22 protein-coding genes and 1 riboswitch are annotated in these 21,369 nt (G+C 38.0%); of the genes, 9 read left to right on the top strand and 13 right to left on the bottom strand.

The genetic code is table 11. The features are described from left to right. Nucleotide 1: 1 nt before the first annotated feature. The 3 genes from B3D98_RS14840 to B3D98_RS14830 are packed head-to-tail and all read right to left on the bottom strand — an operon-like array spanning nt 2 to nt 2,940. Nucleotides 2-1,087, bottom strand: coding sequence for an FAD-dependent monooxygenase (locus B3D98_RS14840; protein ID WP_066036620.1), 1,086 nt, complete (start codon nt 1,085-1,087; stop codon nt 2-4). Beyond that, nucleotides 1,084-2,196 (bottom strand): bifunctional diaminohydroxyphosphoribosylaminopyrimidine deaminase/5-amino-6-(5-phosphoribosylamino)uracil reductase RibD, encoded by a 1,113-nt coding sequence (gene ribD, locus B3D98_RS14835; protein ID WP_288583902.1) that lies wholly within the window; start codon nt 2,194-2,196, stop codon nt 1,084-1,086. The genes B3D98_RS14840 and ribD overlap by 4 nt, the downstream gene beginning before the upstream one ends. Before the next feature lie 12 nt (nt 2,197-2,208). Then, nucleotides 2,209-2,940, bottom strand: a complete 732-nt coding sequence (locus tag B3D98_RS14830; protein ID WP_048391249.1) for a GTP cyclohydrolase II — start codon at nt 2,938-2,940, stop codon at nt 2,209-2,211. Nucleotides 2,941-3,209: 269 nt separating this feature from the next. On the opposite strand from B3D98_RS14830, the gene B3D98_RS14825 reads away from it, so the two are divergent. The 4 genes from B3D98_RS14825 to B3D98_RS14810 all read left to right on the top strand — a co-directional run bounded on the left by B3D98_RS14825 (nt 3,210) and on the right by B3D98_RS14810 (nt 7,019). Next, nucleotides 3,210-3,845, top strand: a complete 636-nt coding sequence (locus B3D98_RS14825; protein ID WP_048391250.1) for a TrkA C-terminal domain-containing protein — start codon at nt 3,210-3,212, stop codon at nt 3,843-3,845. A 158-nt stretch (nt 3,846-4,003) separates the two neighbouring features. Then, entirely contained in the window at nt 4,004-5,203 is a 1,200-nt protein-coding gene (locus B3D98_RS14820) for a quaternary amine ABC transporter ATP-binding protein (protein WP_048391251.1), read from the top strand. Then, nucleotides 5,196-6,050: an ABC transporter permease gene (locus B3D98_RS14815; protein WP_048391252.1), complete on the top strand. Its 855-nt coding sequence runs from the start codon at nt 5,196-5,198 to the stop codon at nt 6,048-6,050. Before B3D98_RS14820 ends, B3D98_RS14815 begins: the two co-directional genes overlap by 8 nt. 84 nt (nt 6,051-6,134) lie before the next feature. Further along, entirely contained in the window at nt 6,135-7,019 is an 885-nt protein-coding gene (locus B3D98_RS14810; RefSeq protein ID WP_048391254.1) for a glycine betaine ABC transporter substrate-binding protein, read from the top strand. 42 nt (nt 7,020-7,061) lie between these two features. Here B3D98_RS14810 and B3D98_RS14805 read toward each other — a convergent pair whose 3' ends face one another. The 3 genes from B3D98_RS14805 to B3D98_RS14795 all read right to left on the bottom strand — a co-directional run bounded on the left by B3D98_RS14805 (nt 7,062) and on the right by B3D98_RS14795 (nt 9,113). Further along, nucleotides 7,062-7,376, bottom strand: a complete 315-nt coding sequence (locus tag B3D98_RS14805; protein ID WP_048391256.1) for a DMT family transporter — start codon at nt 7,374-7,376, stop codon at nt 7,062-7,064. After that, nucleotides 7,376-7,717 (bottom strand): DMT family transporter, encoded by a 342-nt coding sequence (locus B3D98_RS14800; protein ID WP_004232293.1) that lies wholly within the window; start codon nt 7,715-7,717, stop codon nt 7,376-7,378. Before B3D98_RS14800 ends, B3D98_RS14805 begins: the two co-directional genes overlap by 1 nt. A 126-nt stretch (nt 7,718-7,843) precedes the next feature. Next, nucleotides 7,844-7,940, bottom strand: a riboswitch (guanidine-I (ykkC/yxkD leader). A gap of 30 nt (nt 7,941-7,970) precedes the next feature. Beyond that, a complete protein-coding gene (locus tag B3D98_RS14795) occupies nt 7,971-9,113 on the bottom strand; it encodes a PstS family phosphate ABC transporter substrate-binding protein (protein WP_288583893.1) in 1,143 nt (380 codons plus the stop codon). Between the two features lie 235 nt (nt 9,114-9,348). On the opposite strand from B3D98_RS14795, the gene B3D98_RS14790 reads away from it, so the two are divergent. Then, a complete protein-coding gene (locus B3D98_RS14790) occupies nt 9,349-9,822 on the top strand; it encodes a YbaK/EbsC family protein (RefSeq protein WP_004232289.1) in 474 nt (157 codons plus the stop codon). Nucleotides 9,823-10,412: 590 nt separating this feature from the next. Here B3D98_RS14790 and B3D98_RS14785 read toward each other — a convergent pair. From B3D98_RS14785 to B3D98_RS14775, 3 genes are all read right to left on the bottom strand, one after another. Further along, nucleotides 10,413-11,666: a glutathionylspermidine synthase family protein gene (locus B3D98_RS14785; RefSeq protein ID WP_288583890.1), complete on the bottom strand. Its 1,254-nt coding sequence runs from the start codon at nt 11,664-11,666 to the stop codon at nt 10,413-10,415. A gap of 23 nt (nt 11,667-11,689) precedes the next feature. Continuing rightward, nucleotides 11,690-12,346: a hypothetical protein gene (locus B3D98_RS14780; protein ID WP_112117579.1), complete on the bottom strand. Its 657-nt coding sequence runs from the start codon at nt 12,344-12,346 to the stop codon at nt 11,690-11,692. Nucleotides 12,347-12,482: 136 nt separating this feature from the next. Beyond that, nucleotides 12,483-13,532: a DUF418 domain-containing protein gene (locus B3D98_RS14775; RefSeq protein ID WP_288583887.1), complete on the bottom strand. Its 1,050-nt coding sequence runs from the start codon at nt 13,530-13,532 to the stop codon at nt 12,483-12,485. A 182-nt stretch (nt 13,533-13,714) separates the two neighbouring features. Here B3D98_RS14775 and B3D98_RS14770 point away from each other — a divergent pair, with 182 nt between their 5' ends. After that, nucleotides 13,715-13,978 (top strand): Parvovirus coat protein VP1-like protein, encoded by a 264-nt coding sequence (locus B3D98_RS14770; protein WP_081011051.1) that lies wholly within the window; start codon nt 13,715-13,717, stop codon nt 13,976-13,978. 40 nt (nt 13,979-14,018) lie between these two features. Here B3D98_RS14770 and B3D98_RS14765 read toward each other — a convergent pair whose 3' ends face one another. Continuing rightward, nucleotides 14,019-14,789 carry a GNAT family N-acetyltransferase gene (locus B3D98_RS14765; RefSeq protein ID WP_288583884.1) on the bottom strand — a complete coding sequence of 257 codons (771 nt, stop codon included), beginning with the start codon at nt 14,787-14,789 and terminating at the stop codon, nt 14,019-14,021. Nucleotides 14,790-14,922: 133 nt separating this feature from the next. On the opposite strand from B3D98_RS14765, the gene B3D98_RS14760 reads away from it, so the two are divergent. Next, the gene (locus B3D98_RS14760; protein WP_054550613.1) at nt 14,923-15,429 is read left to right on the top strand and encodes a GNAT family N-acetyltransferase; all 507 of its coding nucleotides are present in this window, start codon (nt 14,923-14,925) and stop codon (nt 15,427-15,429) included. A gap of 50 nt (nt 15,430-15,479) precedes the next feature. On the opposite strand, the gene B3D98_RS14755 is transcribed toward B3D98_RS14760, so the two are convergent. Next, nucleotides 15,480-15,983, bottom strand: coding sequence for a pyridoxamine 5'-phosphate oxidase family protein (locus tag B3D98_RS14755; protein WP_288583882.1), 504 nt, complete (start codon nt 15,981-15,983; stop codon nt 15,480-15,482). Nucleotides 15,984-16,139: 156 nt separating this feature from the next. Continuing rightward, nucleotides 16,140-17,003, bottom strand: coding sequence for an AraC family transcriptional regulator (locus tag B3D98_RS14750; RefSeq protein ID WP_288583880.1), 864 nt, complete (start codon nt 17,001-17,003; stop codon nt 16,140-16,142). A 278-nt stretch (nt 17,004-17,281) separates the two neighbouring features. Between B3D98_RS14750 and B3D98_RS14745 the strand changes: the two genes are divergently transcribed. Together B3D98_RS14745 and B3D98_RS14740 are read left to right on the top strand one after the other, a co-directional pair. Continuing rightward, on the top strand, nt 17,282-18,511 hold the full coding sequence (locus B3D98_RS14745) for an MFS transporter (RefSeq protein ID WP_048391272.1): 1,230 nt from the start codon (nt 17,282-17,284) through the stop codon (nt 18,509-18,511). A 24-nt stretch (nt 18,512-18,535) separates the two neighbouring features. Next, nucleotides 18,536-19,942 (top strand): M20 family metallopeptidase, encoded by a 1,407-nt coding sequence (locus tag B3D98_RS14740; RefSeq protein WP_288583877.1) that lies wholly within the window; start codon nt 18,536-18,538, stop codon nt 19,940-19,942. A 35-nt stretch (nt 19,943-19,977) separates the two neighbouring features. Here the strand turns inward: B3D98_RS14740 and B3D98_RS14735 are convergent, their stop codons facing one another. Continuing rightward, nucleotides 19,978-21,273 carry an ArsR family transcriptional regulator gene (locus tag B3D98_RS14735; protein WP_288583875.1) on the bottom strand — a complete coding sequence of 432 codons (1,296 nt, stop codon included), beginning with the start codon at nt 21,271-21,273 and terminating at the stop codon, nt 19,978-19,980. Nucleotides 21,274-21,369 lie beyond the last annotated feature (96 nt).

The raw sequence follows: 21,369 nt of genomic DNA, 5'->3' as shown, positions 1-21,369 counted from the left end.
TTCACGAAGCCTTGTTTATAAAGTTAGAAGCAAATGTCTGTTCTTTTTCAATTTGTTTTGCTAATACTTCCTCAATGGCTTGCTTACGCATTTGTTGAAAATATTGTACGTTAAATTGTGCTAGTGTGTCTTTATTTAGTAATGATGCAAGACAATCTGCATCTTTTAGTGCACTATTCAGCCCAAAAGCGCCTGTTGGTGTCATTGTATGAACAGCGTCCCCTAGCAAGACAAGGCCCTTTGTCCCCCAACTATTACAATGGCTACTAAAGACATCAAGCAAAACAAAATCCTGCCAGGAAGTTATCTGTGCCTGCACTGTCTTCGTTAATTCTGGAAATGCCTCCACAAGCTGCTGGATAAAGGGTGTAAATGCTAGTTTTCGAAGCTGAGGGAAACTACCTTGCTCAATATTCCAGCCTATTTGAAGATAACCACCAACTTGTGTAAACAATGACAGCTGCTTATTATCGATGAGTGCCATTTTTATGGATGGTTCCCAATCAGCTGGCGCAGGAATTTTAGCCCACAGTAAATCAAAGCCATGCTTCTGTTTTTGAACATCAATATGTGCTTGCTTACGAATAGTAGAATAACGACCATCCGCACCGATAATTAACTGACTATCGATTTGTATAGGGTCCCCGTTTTTTATCGCCATAACGCCTCTATAATGACCAGTAGCATCCGCGATCAGCTTTGTTACCTTTGTATGTAGCAAGCATGTAAAGTTAGGGAACAGCTGTGCTTTTTGTAAAATTCCTTTTAATAAATTTGCCTGTGGTACATGAATGCCTAAATGTCCTATTGCTTCATCTGGAAGAATTGTTTTAAATGCTCTGCCACCAGCATAATACTCAAGTTTCTCCATTCGTAATATACCGAGTGCCTCGACTGCTTCGAAAAGATGGTGGCTTTTTAAAACAGCCTCCCCTTCCTCATTTAAATGCTCGCCACGAAATGCCTGACCAAGTGCTACATTTTGCTCTAATAAAATCACTGACAGCCCTTTTTTAGCAAGTAGGTAGGATAACAATGCACCAGCAGGACCTGCCCCTACTATACAGACATCTGCTTGATAGTTCACTTTTTTTCACCCTGCTTTGGATAGGCAATAATACGCAAATCCTCGCCTATTTTATCAAATGATGCAAACTCAACATTCCATGCCTCATGCATGAGAGAGGGATTATAGCCAGCAAACGGCGTTAACGATAGATTTCCACCCAAAACTTTAGGTGCTATATATACTACATATTTATCGATTGCACCTTGCTGTAAAAAGGAAGCATTCATTTTACTTCCACCTTCTAGCAAAATATCTGTTATGCCGTGTATATAAAGCTTTTCAAGCATCTCATCAATCTGTAATCCATATTCATTTTTTTGTACGGGTAAAACTGTAACACCTTTTTCTGTAAATAAATGAATTTTTTCTTGGTTTACGTCGTCACTACAAACAAGAATCGTTGGTGCATCCTCTGTATTCAAGACATTTGCATTGTCAGGTGTACGTAGAGAACTATCCATAATAATACGTGTTGGGTTTTTTCCATATCCTTCTTTTAGTCTTGTTGTTAAAGAAGGATTATCAGCAATGACTGTACCCACGCCAACTAAAATTCCATCTACTTCATGACGAATATGGTGAACATCCTCACGTGCACCCTCTCCAGTTACCCATTTTGAATGTCCTGTATGCGTAGCAATTTTCCCATCTAGAGTCATAGCAAATTTTGAAATAACAAAAGGACGATGCGTAAGCATATTGTGAATAAAACGCTCATTTAAACGGCGCGCTTGTTGCTCTAAAACCCCCACTTCCACCATTATTCCAGCATCTTGTAGCAATTGGATGCCACGACCTGCTACTGCTGGATTTGGATCTTGCATAGCAATTACCACTCGACTGACACCAGATTCCTTCACTAAATTGGCACAAGGAGGTGTCTTACCATAATGTGAACAAGGCTCTAACGTTACATATAACGTAGCACCCAGTGCATGCTCTCCAGCCATTCGAAAAGCATGCACTTCAGCATGTGGTTCCCCTGCTTTTCTGTGTAAACCTGTACCTACAATCACACCGTTCTTCACGATTACAGCCCCAACAAGTGGATTAGGGTTCGTATTTCCTTTAGCACTAGCTGCTAAATCCAAAGCCAGTTGCATATACTTTTCATCTACATTCATCATCGCAACCTCCACCTATTGCTTTTCACGTATATGTCCAGATTTTTCAACTTTCGTTTCTAAATAAAAACGATTCGTCTCTGTCAAACCGCCCCATAAAGGAACATGCCCTTCCGCAGCCATGCCACGAGCCTGTAATGCAGCCAATTTCTTCGGATTATTTGTAATAAGTGTTACTGGTTTGGTACGCAGTGTAGCTAATACCGCAAGTGCTTCGTCATAAGAACGTGTATCATCTGGGAAGCCAAGTGCATGGTTTGCTTCAACTGTATCGAGCCCTTCCTCTTGCAATAAATAAGCAAGAGATTTAGAGAATAGTCCAATACCACGACCTTCATGATCAGCTAAATAAAATATAGCACCACAGCCATGCTCAACTATCATTTTCATAGACTCATGCAACTGGTATCCACAATCACAACGCTGGCTGCCAAATATGTCGCCTGTGTGACAAATACTATGCATTCGGATTAAAGCATCTTCTGAATGGGTAAAATCACCATATACAAGCACAGAGGATTGTTGTAAAAATGCTAAATTAGCAGCGGCTAATCCATCAATGATTTCTTCTTTAGTTAAATTCGCATCAATTTTAAGCCAGTTATACCATTGAAAAGTTGCAGAAAAATCGCCTTGTTTTACAGGCAATTTCACTGGTCCAACTAGGCAAATATTCTCTGTATTTGTATGCTTTACTAACGTCATTTTATCTTTTACTAAGTCCATCACTTTAGTTGTAATTGTCATATTAATCTCCAACCTTCTATAGAAACAGTTGGCTAAATTCACCAACTGAGCACATGTATTTTCACATCACTTACATAACGTAACTTAGTTTATAATAATAACTAAAAAGTGTCAATCGACAGCTATTACTCTTTAATTATAATTATTAGGGATGATAATTTTATTATTACTTTTTCATCATATACTACTAGCTTATGGAGATGCTATTTTTTCTGTGCAGGCTAGTCTATAATAAGCTGTGGTACTGTAATGACGAAAGGAAGTTTAACATGAACTTAGAAAAAAATGTTCAACTAAAGCAACCAAAATATCAACAAATAGCCATTGATCTCGCCTCCAAGATTGTTGAAAGAAAATACAGCATTGGCGATAAAATATATGCAAGATCCTCTCTTGCCAGTCAATATAATGTTTCTGCTGAGACTGCAAGAAGAGCTATTGCCGTTTTGCAAGACTTAGAAATTGTTGAAGCTTCAAAAGGTAGTGGCGTAATTATAAAATCGTATGAAAAAGCGGCTCAATTCGTCAGACAGTTTCATGATGTACAATCGATTCATGAAATACAAAATGAACTTTTGACAAGTATTCAAAAGCAACATCATGAATTGATTAATTTACAAGACAAGGCAAAGCAACTAATTAGCCGCACAGAGCATTACCGGTCAGTCAATCCGTTCATCCCCTATCAATTAGAAATGACAGCTGATAGTCCATGCATTCATCAAACTGTACAAGCTTTAAATTTTTGGCAAAATACTTCTAGTACTATCGTTGGTATTCGACGTGGCAATGAATTATTACTATCCCCTGGTCCTTATGTCTCATTTGAAGAAGGGGACATTATTTATTTTGTTGGAAATGATGAAAGTTTCGCTAGAGTTCAAAGCTTTTTATACCCAAATTAAAATCCGTTTAAGCGCTGATATAACAGCGTTTAAGCGGGTTTTTTCTTATTTGTCGATTTGACAAAAGTAACAACCCTTTGCTACAGTAAGGTTGTTACTTGTTTATTTTTGGGTATCATTATCCTCACATAGTAATAATCTACGAAAGGAGTGCTTCTATGGAAAAAATTAAAATAGAACACGTATCGAAAGTGTTTGGCAAACATATTCCCCAAGCACTAGAACTCGTTAAGCAACAAAAAAGTAAGACTGATATCTTAAAAGAAACAGGTGCAACTGTTGGAGTATACGATGCAAGCTTTACTGTCAACGAAGGAGAAATCTTTGTTATTATGGGATTGTCAGGAAGTGGCAAATCCACGCTTATACGGCTTTTAAACCGCCTAATTGAACCAACGAGCGGAAATATATATATCGATGGAGAAAATATTTCTACCATGGGAAAAGAAAGTCTACGGTCTGTACGAAGAAACAAAATGAGCATGGTTTTCCAAAACTTCGGTTTATTCCCCCATCGTACATTACTTCAAAATACCGAATATGGCCTTGAAATTCGAGGTATTTCAAAAGAAGAACGGCAAGCAAAAGCTGAACAGGCTTTAGAAAATGCCGGATTACTCGCTTATAAAGACCAGTATCCAAATCAGTTATCAGGTGGTATGCAGCAGCGTGTTGGTTTAGCACGAGCCCTTGCTAATGATCCTGAAATATTACTAATGGATGAAGCATTTTCAGCACTTGATCCATTGATTCGTAAGGAAATGCAAGATGAGCTACTCGATCTACAACAAACATTGAAAAAAACAATTTTATTTATCACACATGATTTAAATGAAGCATTACGCATTGGGGATCGCATTGCCATTATGAAGGATGGCTCTATCATTCAGATTGGTACGGGTGAAGAAATATTAACCAACCCAGCAAATGATTATGTCAAAACATTCGTGGAAGATGTGGATCGTTCTAAAGTATTGACAGCTGAAAATGTCATGGTACGTCCAGTTTATGTCAATACAGACCTAGATGGCCCTAAAGTGGCACTAAAGCGTATGCGTCAAGAGGCTGTAAGTTTATTAATGGCTGTTGATAAAAATAGACATTTAAAAGGCTATATCACTGCAGACGATGCACTAGCTGCAGCGAAGAAACAAGAGCAAACCGTCCATTCTATTGTGCAATCAGAAGTATTAACTGTTCCACCCGATATGCTACTACAGGATATTTTAGGGATGATTTATAATTCTCCTACTCCAATTGCCGTTGTGAAAGATGGTCGCTTGCTTGGTGTACTAATTAGGGGCGTTGTCATCCAAGCACTGTCAACTAGCGATGAGGAGGCCGAATCACATGAATAACTTTTTAGATAATATTCCAACATTACCACTAGCTCCGTGGGTAGAATCAGCTATGGACTGGTTGACGAGTAATTTTTCAGCGTTCTTTAACTCTATTCAGCAATTCGGAAAACTACTCATGAATCAGGTCACTGATTTATTAATTAGTATCCCAGCCATTATTCTTATACTTCTTGTCGTGATATTTGCCTTCTTCGTTTCAGGCAAAAAGTTAGGGCTTGCTGCATTCTCATTAATTGGCTTGTTGTTTATCTATAACCAAGGATTATGGACTCATCTTATGGAAACAACCACGCTTGTGATCTTTTCCAGTATTATATCCATCATCATCGGTATTCCACTAGGTATCTTAATGTCAAAATCAACGGTAGCTGAAAACATTATTAAACCAATACTAGATTTCATGCAAACAATGCCTGGCTTTGTCTATTTAATTCCAGCCGTTGCCTTTTTTGGTATTGGTATTGTACCTGGTGTCTTTGCATCCGTTATCTTTGCTTTACCCCCAACTGTACGTATGACAAACCTCGGTATTCGTCAAGTACCAAAAGAATTAGTGGAAGCTGCAGACTCCTATGGTAGTACAGCTAGCCAAAAATTATTTAAAGTAGAAATCCCCCTTGCTAAATCAACCATTATGGCAGGGATTAACCAAACCGTTATGCTGTCACTTTCTATGGTAGTTATTGCCTCTATGATTGGAGCTCCTGGTCTAGGACGTGAAGTATTAACAGCCCTTCAACGTACTCAAGTTGGGAATGGCTTCGTTGCAGGATTAGGCTTAGTTATTTTCGCGATCATTATTGACCGTTTAACACAAAGCCTCAATAAAAAGAAAGCATTATAGAAATGTCATCTTTCTTGCTACCATCCATCCTCCGGTGGATGTCGGCAGTTTGGATACAAAATGATGAAGAGAAAGGGAGATTCGATGAAACTGAAAACACTATCAAAGTTAGGAATGGCTCTAGGTCTAGGCTTCATGCTTGCTGCATGTAGTGGAGGCGACTCAGGCTCAAGTTCTGGAAAAAACAGTGATTCTAAGGAGGTAAACCTAGCCTATGTTGAGTGGGATACGGAAATTGCCTCAACGAATGTTGTTGGGCAGGTACTCGAAGATTTAGGTTATGATGTAACATTAACTCCTCTGGATAATGCGATCATGTGGGAGGCTGTCTCGAAAGGAGAGGCTGATGGAATGGTTGCTGCTTGGCTACCACATACACATGCTTCACAATATGAAAAATATAAAGCTGATTTAGATGAGCTAGGTGAAAACCTTGCTGGTGCAAAAATTGGTTTAGTTGTACCAAGCTATATGGATGTCAATTCTATTGAAGATTTATCTAATGAAGCAGATCATACAATCACTGGTATTGAGCCAGGTGCGGGCATTACTGCTGCTACAGAAAAAGCATTAGAAGAATATGATAATTTAGCAGATTGGAACTTTATTACTTCTTCTTCTGGTGCGATGACAACTGCATTATCAAAAGCACTGAAAGATAAGGAAGAGATAATTGTCACAGGCTGGTCACCACACTGGAAATTTGCGAAATATGATCTTAAATACTTAGAAGATCCAAAGGGTGTATATGGTGGAGAAGAAACGATTAATACATTCGTACGTAAAGGCTTAAAAGAAGATTTACCAGATGTATATTCAGTACTCGATAACTTCCACTGGACAGCAGAAGATTTAGAAAGTGTTATGTTAGAAGTAATGGATGGTAAAGATCCAAAAGATGCTGCGAAAGAATGGGTTGATGCTAATCCAGATAAAGTGGCTGAATGGACAAAAGACGTAAAAAAATAATATAAAAACAGGCACTCCTGCATAAGAGGAGTGCCTGATTAATTATGATAGCAATTTCAACATGATTGCTGCTCCTAATACAAGGACAATACAAACGATGCGTCGCCAGTCCTTAGATTCATTAAAAAACAGCATACCTAGCAGCGCTCCTCCAGCTGCACCAATCCCTGTCCAGATCGCATAGGCAGTACCCATTGGTAATGTTTCCATCGCATAGGCAAGGCCTGCAAAACTTAAGGTGAATGCACCAATCAACAGTCCTAAATTTTTCATACTCTTCGTCTTATTATATTTACTAATCATATATACGCCCAACATTTCACATAACCCTGCAACAACTAATGCCATCCATGCCATTATTCACTCACCTCTTGTTCCTTAGGCTCTCCTGTTACTAGCTTTAAGCCTACAACTCCTGCAAGTAACACAACAATACATATGATTTTTGCTAATTTCCACGGCTCTCCAAATAGCAAGCTATCCGCACATACAGTACCAGCTGTTCCTAATCCGACAAAGATTGCATAAACGGTCCCAACTGGTAGATGCTCACCTGCTTTAATGAGCAAATAAAAACTAATAAAAATGGCAATTGCTGTACCAATCCATTCTAGTACACTTGTTGCATGCTTTAACCCAATGACCCAGCCAACTTCAAAGCAAGCCGCTATAATGACGCTGATCCATTGTTTATTCATCATAAATCCCTCCATTTTATAAGACACGGCCGAATAATTGGATGATCCAACTACTTTTTCAGCATTCGCCAAATGACTTGATTTTAGCCAAACAAAAAAAGCCTGAAGAAACTGTCTTTAAACAGTATCTCCCAGGCTTTTATCCTTCCGTGTCACAAAATCAATTTGTGGTTTTCTCTCGGACCAGACTAGCAAGCGCTACGGAACCCTAGAAAACTTTTATTCGATTATTACTCTTAGTATAGCAAACTATTCAATGATTTTCCACTGGTACGTAACCGACCTTTTCTACCACTGCCTGCCCTTCCTCAGAAAGTATCCAATCAATCAGTTTCTGTACATTTTGATTTTCCGTTCCTGCTGTGATGGCATAAAATTCAGACACTAAAGGATATGTACCATTTTGAATATTTTCTTTTGTTGGTGCTACTCCGTCAATGGATAGTAATTTGATCTTTTTGTTACCAACCATCTCTGTAGAATAATATCTAAACGTAAAGCCCAAGGCATTTTTATAATTTCGATATTGCGACACTTCACGAATGATTCCGCCCATTCCTGATGCAACATCTTCAGTGGGTGCCTCCATGATTGGCGTATTGCCCATCAGCTTTTCTAGTGTCGTTTGGCTTCCACTATCTGCTGGGCGTTGGAAAGCACGAATGGCCTCATCCTCCCCACCCACTTCACGCCAATTAGTTATTTCTCCAGCATATATTTTTTTGACCTGCTCAAGTGTTAAATTATCGATTTTATTTTTACGATGCACAAAAAAGACAAATGCCTCTCGACCAATTGGCGTCATATCAAATGTAAGTCCTTCCTTTTCTGCCTGCCATTCTTGTGAGGTGGACGGGGCTGCCACAAAGATCAAATCAACATCTCCAGCTATTAAATTTTGATAGGCCTCTGGTGTACGACTTACTTGAACTCTACTATTATATGGAGGATATTCCCCTTTGGGATAAGTAGCATCCACAAAAGCCGCATATAAAGGGTACATGGCTGTTGCACCATCTAGTCGTGGTAATGACTCTGTCAATTGTAAGGAAGCTTTATTTTTCACTATTTCATTGCCAGGAACAAATGGCTGATAGACTGTTACATCAATTTCCGCATCAACAGTGGGAATACTCATTTTATAATAATGTTGAATCGGTTTAATGGCTGCAATCAACAGGGCGATTCCCATGACACCAAATAGCAAGCCCCTTCGTTTTTTTGTGTTGGTCCATTTAAACATACTACATACAATCCAGACAAATAAACAAATGGGTATAGTAAAGACCAAATTAATTAAATGCAGCCCACCACTCAATGTGATCATGAATGCCACTATTAATGTCACAAAGGACAAACCAATTAATATAGATACTATTTGTAATAATCTAAGCATACAAAGACCTCCCTAGTGTAATTTTACACTCCTTACACCAATGGTACCCGAAAGATAAAGCATTCACAACTATATATTCTGAAAATTATGGTAAAATTAATTTTGTCTGGATTTAATGAATGCTTTTTGTATGAAGGTGGTATATCAACTATAGAAAAGGGATCTTTTCGAAAATCTCAAAAAATCTCGACAACCTATGCTAGGGCATAATTGATACAAGTAGGAGGGTGTACATATGGCAATTGAAAAAGTACGTCGCCATTTAGCACAATGGCATGTAGAACACAAAATACAAGAATTAGAAGAAAGCTCCGCAACAGTTGAGTTAGCAGCACAGGCGCTTGGCTGTGAGCCAGAGCGCATAGCAAAATCTTTATCTTTTCTTGTAAATGATGGAGCGATCTTAATTGTGGCTGCTGGTGACGCAAAAATCGATAATGCAAAATATAAAGCCGTATTTGGTACGAAGGCAAAGATGTTATCCAAAGATGATGTGGAGACGATGATTGGCCATGATGTCGGAGGTGTATGCCCTTTTGGTGTGAATGAGGGCGTAGCCATTTATTTAGATGAATCTTTAAAACGTTTTACTACAGTATTTCCAGCGTGCGGTAGTAGTAATTCAGCCATTGAGGTAACCATTTCAGAACTTGAAACATATGCTCCCTATAAAGAATGGATTGATGTCTGTAAAGGCTGGAATGAATAAGGACCAAACGATTGGCAATACTTTTAAAAGTCTCGCCAATTCATGTTGTTGAAAAAAGATAATATCGCTAGGAGAAATAATACCTTTTGGCAAGGTAAGGGTTGATTTCCGTTCCGCCAGCGTCCTTTCCAGGGGGCGTCCAATGAGCCGCTTCTCTCACTTACGTTCGCTCTAGGGTCTCATCAGTGACGCTAAATCCCCTAGGTGTGACGCTGGCTCCTCTCCAATCAACCATTCTGCAAAGTGTCTTTACTTTTTTAATAGTAGCATAGTAATAAAATCGCCCATTATCTGTATTCATAGAGGGGATAAGCTCTTATTTTCAATGTGGAGAAGTGATGAGTGACAAGAAGTGAACACCTTCACTTTATTTGAAAACCTTTGCTAAAAAGATAACACTTTTGTAGGTTGGAGTGGAAGACTACTTGACTCCCGTGGGATAGCGAGTCAGGCAAAACGCTAAACGGAGTGGTAGCGAAGGAAGCGGTTCGGCGCTCGCCCACAGGAAAGCAAGTAGCCTGCAACGGCAATCCATTTTCACCTTCTAAAAAATTTTATGGGTGGTTTTGTTTTTCAGCACTATAGATTTGCTATTCCTTGTAACCAACGGCTAACCAATGTGAATCCCATTCTGTAATTTGATTGCCTACCCGACAGCTTAAACCACATGCACGATTATCAGCAACAAATGAGCCAATTAGCCACTTCTTAGCACGATATCCTTCTTTTAACTGCACTGTTATACTAGGCATCTCCACATACTGTTGGTAAATAAACAAATTATCATCATAGTGTTTGGATGTAGAAGCATTTACTCTCCGCCCACTTCCTGCGTAAATTTCTACTGTATTTCCCTCACGAGAATAAACAGGCTTCTTGACATAGGGTACATCATCGCGAATAAATGGTTCTGCTGTAAGGTATGTAGGAAGCATATATTGCAAAATAGCTGCTCGTTCCTCGGAAGTAAAGAGCAATGGATCATTTCTCCGCTCCCATATTAACCATAATAAGATTTTCGATTGTAATACATAGGCAGCAGGTGGATTAATAATGGCTAGCTGTCGTTTTTTGACAAGCTCTAAAAGATGCAAGCCAATGCGATCACCATCTGCTGCCACATCATCTATTAAAAACTCTACAGGGTGTGCGGGTCTAAATAAAATATCAATTTTCTCCATTGTAGGTGTATAAAGACCTTGTGCTACCTCGGACGTGTCATTAGAAAAGATAATAAGCTTTTGTATGGGCATATACTCAATGTCAAAAGGAATACAAGACTTGATAAACTGTACCTGGCAATACTCTTCGTAGTCCTCTTTCGCTGTTTTTCCTGTGATGACAATCTTCGGCTTTTTGACATTATGTATATATTGAATGGCAGCAAAAAGAGCACCCGACAATGCTTTTTGTAAGGCTGTTACATCATTGGGATTTTTATAGCCAAAATGCTGACATAGTGCGTCATTCATCTTGAAGGTTTCTTGTACAAGAAAAGGGGTTTCTCCATTTAACTCTAAACATTTAATGTAGCCCTCCTCTGTACAAATAAAATCAAATCGTGCCAGAATTGATTGCTGCTGTAAATAATCTAATTGAATATATGGGATCATTTCCGGTCGAATACCTAAGGCTAAGAGCTGATCGACCGATAAATGTTTAAATTGTTTCCCGACTTTTAAAAAGATGCGCCAAAGCATTTGTGTTGCATAATGAAGTTGATCAATTTGTTGCTTTGGCAATTCTAAAACATCATATAATGCGTACTCTAAATCCTCAAAGTCAGGAAAGAAGTCAGGGAATTTTGAGTAAAATGCTTGTCGTTGCTGTGTGTGATTCATCATGTTCTTCACTCCCTATCCTAACCTTACGAGGAGGACGAGCCGCCACGAGATGCCCCACCAGAACCAAAGCCCGATTTTCCTGTGCTTGAGGAAGAGCTATTGGAGTAGGAATTGGAACTCTTAGATGAACTATCCGTCGAATAGGTGCGTTGTCCACTCGAATAAGAATTTGATCCACTTGAAGTTGAGCTACCTGAAGTTGAACTAGCCTTATTTTGCGTACTGTTTGTTATACCATTTGTATGTTTACTTTCATCCTTAGCGCTTGATGACGATCGTGGCACTGCTGAGCCGCCACCATTGCTTTGCTCATCTCGATCTGTACCATTTTTTAAATTGCGACTTTTATATATCGCACTTCCTATCATGGCTCCAGCCGTTGCATACATCAAACCATTAAAGAAATGCTGGGCATAGTAAGGTGAATTTTCATCGATACATTCAAAGGAACCATCATCACCTTCTTGCCATTCATCACAGGCATCAGCCATTTCACTATTGTAAACACTTTCTATTTCATCACTTGTATTTGCTTGATTTTGATCTTCAGTTATCTGATTAGAAGTAGTTAAAGGGTATTCTTCTGCTGTTTGAGTTTCACTATTTCCACATGCTGCAAGCTGTACAGCCATCAAAGATGCCGTTGTCACAGCCATATATTTTTTTATTTGCTTAGCCATATTATAAACGCTCCTTTATTTCTGGTACCTAGTTTACGATTATCTCCTATTTTAGGTTTCATTTTTTACAAAAACATACAATTTATTTTAGCAGAAAAAATCCCAAACAGTAGGATTGTTTGGGATTTACAGTATTTTATGATTGTTTGGACACGACTTTTTTTCCATAAGTCATATATCGCCATAATTTTTCAAATGGTCCTATTGTAAAGAACTTAAACCAAATCACGCTAAAAATTATTTGAATGATAAACGTAATACTCGCTATCACTACAATATCTGATGGTGAAACTACTTCTAGCCCCATTAATGAAATAATGGCTGTTCCAATAAAGCTTTGCGCTAAATAATTTGTGAAGGCCATTTGCCCCACGCGTCCAATTGGCTGAAGTAGCTTCGCTATTGTTTTATGTTCTAATAGAATAAACAAACAACTTAGATAAAAATAGGTTGTTGGAACAACCCCTAAGCCAATGATAGATTGAAGCTGTTCGTCATCTGTTTGTGAGGCAAACCAAATCCATAATGAGAATCCAATAAAGAACGGGAAAGTACTATAAAGCAACCATTTTATTTTTTGACTATGCGCTCCAATGTGCCCAATCCAATCAGCTTTTGCTACTAAAAATCCACTTAAAAACATAATAAAGATGGCTACGGCATCATTGCCTAAAAAGCCAAATATAGCTGACAAAACTGCATTAGACGGCACATACATTTGTCCTAATAATGCCAGAATATGCAGTGTGATAATCGTAAACAACCATTTAGAAATGGTTGAAACCTTCGCAGAGTAAAATGGTAACAATAAAAAACCAATCACTGCGTAAATGGCTAGGATAGAGCCCCAAAAAATAAAAATATGAATAATACCTATAACCAACAGAGCCAATAAGCGTCTTGCAAAGCGCATTCTCGGTCTATCTCCCCGCGCTTCAGCACGTGTAGCAAAAATATAAAAACCAACCCCAAATAGGAATGAAAAGATAGAGAAAAATTTCTTTTCTATAAAAATATTAATAAGTGAATCAATAACCCCATTGATTCCACTCATATCAGGCATTGGTGCACCCTCCATCAAGAGCTGATAGGCACCTACATTAATAAATAAAATACCAAATAACGCTAATCCTCGTATAATATCTAAGGCAATGATTCGTTCTTTTTGTGTAACGGATGGATTCATGTTGAAAAACTCCTTATCTTTTATGCTATAGCTAGCATAACTCCCCATCCTTACAAGTAATTATTTTTAAGCTTACAGGAACCTTACAAATCAAAAAGAATAGTCTTATAGTTTTTTATCCTCTTCTACGATGAAATATTACATATTTTATAGTAAAAACATCGAAAAGAGAGGTTTAGGAGATGAATAGAAATCGCAAGCTCGGTTTTTGTTATCCCGGCTACCGATACTGTGGTCCTGGCTGCTCAGGACCAGGTACGCCTACAAATGCAGTGGATGCTTGCTGTAAACTGCATGATGAATGCTATGAACGCCACGGTAGCACAAAATACTGTGATGAATTGTTTCAACAATGCCTCCGTCCCCATATGAACGCTCCAAATAAAATGGCTAGAGACGCTAGACTATTCTATCGAGTTTTTGAATTACGCAATCGTTTCTTTTAAAAGCAGATAAAGCTCACGATGTTTTTAATAACCGCGTGGGCTACTTTTTTGTATAGATAGCATATTTTTGTGGTGTCGTAAAACCAAGCTTTGTGCCTAGGTGAATGGATCCTGTATTCGAAATGTCACAATCCCAACAAGGCTTTAGCTGGTTGACAAGACAATGATCTATAAATGTTTCTGCAATGCTACTTGCTAATCCTTGTCCTCTAAAATTCGAATCTGTCATAATATCAATTTCTGCATACTCATTTGATTTAAATATAGAGACCGCTTCACTAATGATTTGTTCTTTATGTACGAAACAAAAGCCAAAGCCATTTTTGAGGAAATTAGAGGTAGAATCCCAATATTCCTCATAATATGTCTGATCAAATTCCAGTGAATTTTTAATCAAGGGTTCAGTAATAAATTTGACTTCGTAGTCACGTTCCCCATGCTTCTCTCTATGATTATAAATATTTTCATCAAATGTAAATGTATAGCGTTCTAGCTTTCTCAGTTGATTATTTAACAAATGTTCGATTTTAGTATTCCACTGTTCAGAATAAGAAAATAAGGTAAACCGTTTCTGTTGTTCTATAGCCTGTTGAAAACAATAGGCAAGATGATAATCAATCGAAGTCTTATTTTCATTGCCATATACATAGTATATCCCTGATTTCGTGTGAAATAATAATGTTTGAAAAGCAGCTGTATCAGAATAGACAGCTCCTTCTATCATTCGATCTAGTATACTATACACAAATGTCGGGGCTCTTGAAATAAATTGTTTAATGATAGGATATTGCTCTTCCGAGACTTTTATCATGCTATTTCCTCCAGTATTTTGCAGTATGTATCATTTCTATTATAATAAACTTATATCCATTTGAAGGGACTGAATTATGCGCAGATAGCAATATTTTTCATCCAACATCATCATAATTTTGGAGGTAAAAGTATTGATTGAAAATATCGACACGGAAAGATTGCGGTTACAAAAAATGGAGAAAGCTGATGCTAAAAGTTTATTAACCATTTGGTCTGATCCTGATGTAACCAAGTATATGAACATTACTCAGTTTACACAAGAAGAGCAAGCCTTGGAAATGATTGAACTTCTAGAACAATTAGCTAAGCAACACAAGGCAATCCGCTTCTCTATTTTTGAAAAGGCATCCAATCATATCATTGGGTCATGTGGCTTTAATATGCTTGATTATGACAATGCTCTAACAGAGATTGGCTATGATTTGGGCAAGGAATATTGGGGAAAAGGCTATGCAACAGAAGCTATAACTGCTTTAATTGATTATGCCTTTAAGCACTTAAAAATGGAAACAATTGCTGCAGAAGTTGACGCTGCCAATATCAATTCAATCAAGGTTTTAAAAAAATTGAATTTCATTTACCAAGAGAAGCACAATACTGAAGATACTCTACAACTTTACACTTTAACAAAATCGTAAGAAGAAAAGGCTAAGCATGGTAGAATTCAACCAATACTTAGCCTTTTTGATTAATGATACATGCCGTTATTCATTTTCCCTGTCAGCTTTTCTATTTTTACTTCAAATAGTTCAATTTTCGGCATAATCGGATAGCCTTCTCTTTCAAATGTCCATTCAGGCTTGCCATACTTCTCCAGTAACGCATCAAATAACCATTCTTTTTTCGTTTCCTCTTCAATTCTTTCGATATGTCCAAACAAAACAACACTTTGATAAACTAGTGCGGATTGACAGGCATATTTTTTGCCTGGATGTAAATCACCCATATCGCAAACTTCTATACAAATTTTAGGATTTTGTTTGATATTTGACCAAAAGTGACTTTCTCGAAGATTACCAATATGCAAGTATAGTTTGTCCTCCCCTTCATATACATAGACAAACGGAATAACATAAGGAAAACCTTCCTCATCAACTGTTGCAACATGCGCAACTTTTCCCAACTTTAAGTATTGCTGTGCATCCTCTTGTGAAATTTCAACACGTTTGTTTTGAATCGTACCTCTCATCATTTCTTAACCCCCTCATGAAATTATGTAACGATTAATAAACGCCATTAAACAGTTTATTCCAAAATTTACATCTTTAACAAAACTAAAAAAGGGAAATCTTTTCAGTAGAATAATAAAAGCCAAGGATGCACTAGTATAGCATCCTTGGCTTTCTTGTTATTTAATTGGAATCCAAATTTCTGAATACGAATCAGGGCTATAAGCATCCTCTTCAGGATAAACCTCTAACTCTGCTGTTCCTGCTGGTTCATATGGGTTGGATGGGAACCACTCTGAATAAATTTGTTTCCACGTATTTTGCATTGCATCAGGCATAGGTCCATGTACTTCAAAGATAACCCATTTGGATGCAGGTACTTCCATTGTTAAGAGATCTTCCCCTACTTCTCCTACATGATCAGTAGCAATCCAATAATCAATGAAGCCCTTTTGTCCATGTTCAGTATTTGGTACACAAACACCTAATACGCCATTGACCGTGCCATTATTTAATTGGTATAGCTGGTGATCAAAGCCACTTTGGTTTACCTCTTGCCAAAATAGAGGTATTTCCGTTGTATTCTCCCCATTTTGACAGTTGTATGTTCTTTTTACACCCACAATTTGAAACTTGTCTTTTTCAATAATTTTATATTTCATTGGTTCTGCTCCCTTCAAGCTTACCTGTATGACCAGGCGATTATATGATTGTAATGGTCCTTGCTTCTTTCTTGCTTCACTAGGCGTAACATGGTGCTGTTTTCGAAACGCTTTAGTAAAGGCTTCAGGAGTTTCATAGCCGTATTTGTAGGCGAGATCGATTATTTTTTGTTCAGTACCCAGCAATTCTTGTGCAGCTAATGTTAATCTTCTTCGTCGCAGATAATCTGCAATAGACATATCTGTCAAAATGGCAAATGTTCGCTGAAAGTGAAAGACAGAAGAATTAACCTCCTGCGCAATCTGTTCAATCGTAATATCCTCTAATAAATGCTCCTCCATATAATTAATGGCCTTTTGTATCGACTCAATCCAACTCATTGCTTTCACTCCTTGATTCCATCTTAAAATAGATACTGCTATATAACCTGTCTTTTTATGCTAACTTTGGACAGGTTTTAAGGGAAGTATTTTTTATGATCTACTCTCCTTGCTTAATTTCGTCCTTCATCTACACTTTTTTCTCTATCTCCTCAAAATTTCATTGTACTCGAAATCAAAATATATTGAAAAATAACAATAATGTATTTATAATAACGGACAAGACCTTTATTGTCCTTAAATAAAAATAAAGCGTCCTAAAAAGGAGGAAGAATTGAATGAGTGAGTTACATACGCAATTGAGTGTTGGCAAACGAAATTTTATCTTTTCATTATTATTTCTAGCATGGTTAGTCGATTCATTAACATTGTTCGGTATGAATGTGGCCATTATCCCCATTAGCAAAGAATTACATTTAACACAGACACAAAGCGGGTTGGTCATCAGTAGCTTTTGGCTAAGCAGTGCACTGATGACATTGCTAGCAGGATGGGCCTCTGATAAGTTTGGTTCACGGAAAATAATTGTTATTGCTGTTTTCATGATTTCCCTCTTCTCCCTACTGACTGGGATGATTGGCTCTTTTATGGCAATCTTAGCTATTCGTTTTATTCTTGGTCTTGGTGATGGTGGTTTACCGACAGGCAGTGGCGTTGCCATTACGGAGATTTTCAAAAAAGATGTTCGTGCACGGGCTAAATCGATGCTTCTAGCTGCTCAATTAATTGGTGGTGTTCTTGCTTTGTATTTGGCTGGTTTAATTGCTGATACTTGGGGCTGGCGCACAATGTTTTACATTATTGGTGGTGTTGGTCTAATTGTCACTCTTTTATTGTTTAAGTTTTACAATCCCCCAAAGCTTATTAAACAACAAGTGGCAGAAACTTCAAATGGTCGTCCAATGAAAGAACTCTATAAAAGTTCATTTTTATGGATGCTTGTCGTGATGTACTTTTGCTCAAGTACAGTCCATTGGGGTTTCTCGTCATGGCTTCCCTCCTATTTGGAACAAACGCGGAATTTAAATTTACGAGAAGTCGGATCACTTGCTATGATTCCACAGGCTTGTGGATTAATCGCAGCTATTATCACAGGATTTTTAATTGATAAAGGACTTGCTGGAAAAGAAAAAATAATTGTATTGATTGGTGCCATTGTTTCAGGCCTATGCCTTTATATGATGTTTAATGCATCGAGTATTCAGTTAGCGATTTCCTTTCAGAGTATCTTCTCTATAGGGGATTCAGCCATTTCAATGGCAATTTTGGCCATTCCACTTAAGTATGTTTCTCAAAAAATTATAGGCTCTTTTTTAGGCATGATGTATTTCGCTAGTGGTATGGCTGGCTTTATTGCCCCAACAGCTATGGGTGCTCTTATTGATGGTTTTGGAGGCTCATTCCAAGCAGCCTTCTTCTTCCTAATCGGTGCCTTAGTCATCGTGGTAATCTGTGCGGTATTCTATAGAATTCCATCAAAGAATAGTAGTTTAATTGATCATGCATAAAAAGAAAGGTAAGGGTGAGTTTATTTGACCAAACATAGTAGACTATCACAAATTATTGAAGAAAAACGAGAAAAATTAATTGAAGTGAGTAATCAAATCTGGCAATATGCTGAAACAGGATTTGAAGAATTTAAATCTGCTGAACTATTAAGCAAAGCACTAGAGGATGAAGGTTTTGAAGTGGAGAAAGGTGTTGCCCAAATTGAAACCGCCTTCATAGGAACGTCTGGTCATGGCAATCCTGTTATCGCATTTCTAGGAGAATTTGATGCGCTTACTGGTTTAAGTCAACAGGGCGGTATAGCGCAGCCAAATCCACAAGAAACAGGAGGTAACGGTCATGGGTGTGGACATAATTTATTAGGTACAGGTTCACTTGGTGCTGCTATTGCATTACGTGATTACATGCAAGAGAACAATATCGAAGGAACGGTCCGTTATTACGGTTGTCCCGGGGAAGAAATCGGTGGCGGTAAGACCTTTATGGCAAGAGAGGGTGTTTTTGATGATGTTGATATTGCTTTGACTTGGCATCCAGGAACAACAAATAATATTATGTCGGTTGCCACACTCGCTTGTTACGAAGTGTACTTTAAATTTAAAGGTAAAAGCGCCCATGCAGCTGCTAGCCCACACTTAGGGAGAAGTGCTCTTGATGCTGTGGAGTTGATGAATATCGGAGTAAATTATTTACGAGAGCATATCATTCCTGAAGCAAGAGTCCATTATGCCATTACAAATACAGGTGGTTTTTCTCCAAATGTTGTACAAGCAGAGGCAGAAGTTTTGTATTTTGTAAGAGCTCCAAGAGTTTCTCAAACGGAGGTTATCTACCAACGTATTTGTGAAATTGCAAGAGGTGCTGCTCTGATGACTGGTACTGAGGTAGAAATAGATCTAGCCTCAGCTCTTTCTAATGTGCTTCCAAATACAACATTAGAACAGGTTATGTATGAAAATTTCATTAAATTAGGTACACCTTCTTATTCAGATGAGGAAATACAATTTGCTAGTGCTATTCGTAAAACACTATCGGAAGAGGAAAAAAAGGTGGATGTGCAAAGAAATCGTCAATTAGCTGGAAAAGATATTGCGGATATTATTGATCCATTTAAGCCTGATGAATTTATGGCTGGATCTACTGATGTAGGTGATGTTAGCTGGCTTGTCCCAACTGCACAATGCATGACCGCATGTGAACCACTTGGAACCCCTCTTCATACATGGCAAATCGTAGCAACAGGGACAACTTCCTTAGCACATAAAGGCATGCTTCATGCAGGGAAAGTTATGGCTTCTACAGCACTGGATGTCCTTCTACAACCAGAATTAATTGAACAAGCGAAGGCAGAATTAATTGAACGTCGAGCTGGTGAGGTATACACTTCCCCTCTGCCATCAGATGTAAATCAATACAAAATTCGCTCATAGCATAACAGGAGAGTCCATATATCTATGGACTCTCCTTAGAATGGAGAAATTTTATAAACCTTACGTGGACGTCCGCGTGTATGGGGTTTCTCCTCTGCAACGACTTCAGCAAATCCTTTTTCCTCAAGGGTTGTTAATATTCTGCGCGCACTTCGAGCTGGTATCTGCATATATTTTGCTAGCTCATTAGCATTCAGCTCATCACTTGCTAATTTTTTCAATGAGGACTTTAACTTATTTAATGTCATCACACTTAAGGTGGTTTTCTGACTTAAAGCCTCTAATTCTTCTGAGGTATAGGAGTATGTAAGTTGTTCAGGCTTTCCAAGCGGTCCTGCAATTTTTTTATCATCAAAACAAACCATCCATGAACCCTTACCGCATTCCTTTGCATGCAATAAGGCATTTCCAGCGTTTATTTCTGCGTCATATACCGTTTGACCAATCCCAATTCCACAAGTCATGGCCTCTTGATCTAGCGGTGTGAAATCTTCTATATCAGGCATTTGGTTAAAATTCTTCGTTATATCCTCCATTAAGCCTCTCGTAGTGAAAATCACATAACGCCCAAATCTTGTAGATTTAATGGAACCATGGATGCTTTTTGTGTACGTCAGCAAATGCTCCATTATCTTAAGTTCCATTCTAAACAGCTCATCTGTTGAGAAGTTATTTTTTGCGATTCCTAAAAATGGATCAATTTCGATTATTTGTACAGCAATTTGAGTCGCCTTATAGCGTAGCATTTCATATGTTCGTAGCATATTCGTAATAACAGCCTCTACAGCCATCGAGGATGGGAACAATCGATAGGTTGGAACACCTAGCAATTGTAGTTCATGATGAATAGGATGACCAGTAATGGCAGCCTTTGTTTGGCCACTTTCCCAAAGCTTAAAATGATAGTGCACAAGCTCTTTTAATGAAATTGTCTCCGATTCCACAAATTTAGGCTTTACTTCAATCCCTGCCTCCACCAAGGCCTGCTCCCATGCATCACTATTACCAGCATCGTAGCTAATTTCATTCACGTCGATTTTGTGTTCGTACAATACCTTTAACACGGTTTTATATAAGGATGATCCTTTATACACAACATAAAAAACTGGTGTCTTTAGTTGGTTCCAACTTTGCACAATATTATAGGTGATGGGCCCTGTACACAGCCACATATCCATTTCTTCCATCAATAAAGGTGTCACTTTTTCATCTAAATCCTCTTGTGCTAGACATTCTATCGAGGTAAATATAAACTCTGGCCAATTTTTCAAGACAGCTTCGACAAATTCAATCGAGTCTGAAGGGCCAAGAAGACCTAACCGTATTTTCAACCAAACCCCTCCTTTGTTCGATGAACATGATAATTTTATTATAGCAAAAGTATATAAAATACATATAAATTTCCGACAACTATCGATTTTCATTTA

It is taken from the genome of Lysinibacillus sp. UBA5994, from assembly GCF_002429725.1.
Lineage (GTDB): Bacteria > Bacillota > Bacilli > Bacillales_A > Planococcaceae > Lysinibacillus > Lysinibacillus capsici.
Note: the sequence above shows the minus strand (reverse complement) of the source record. Positions and strands in the feature narration are given on the sequence as shown.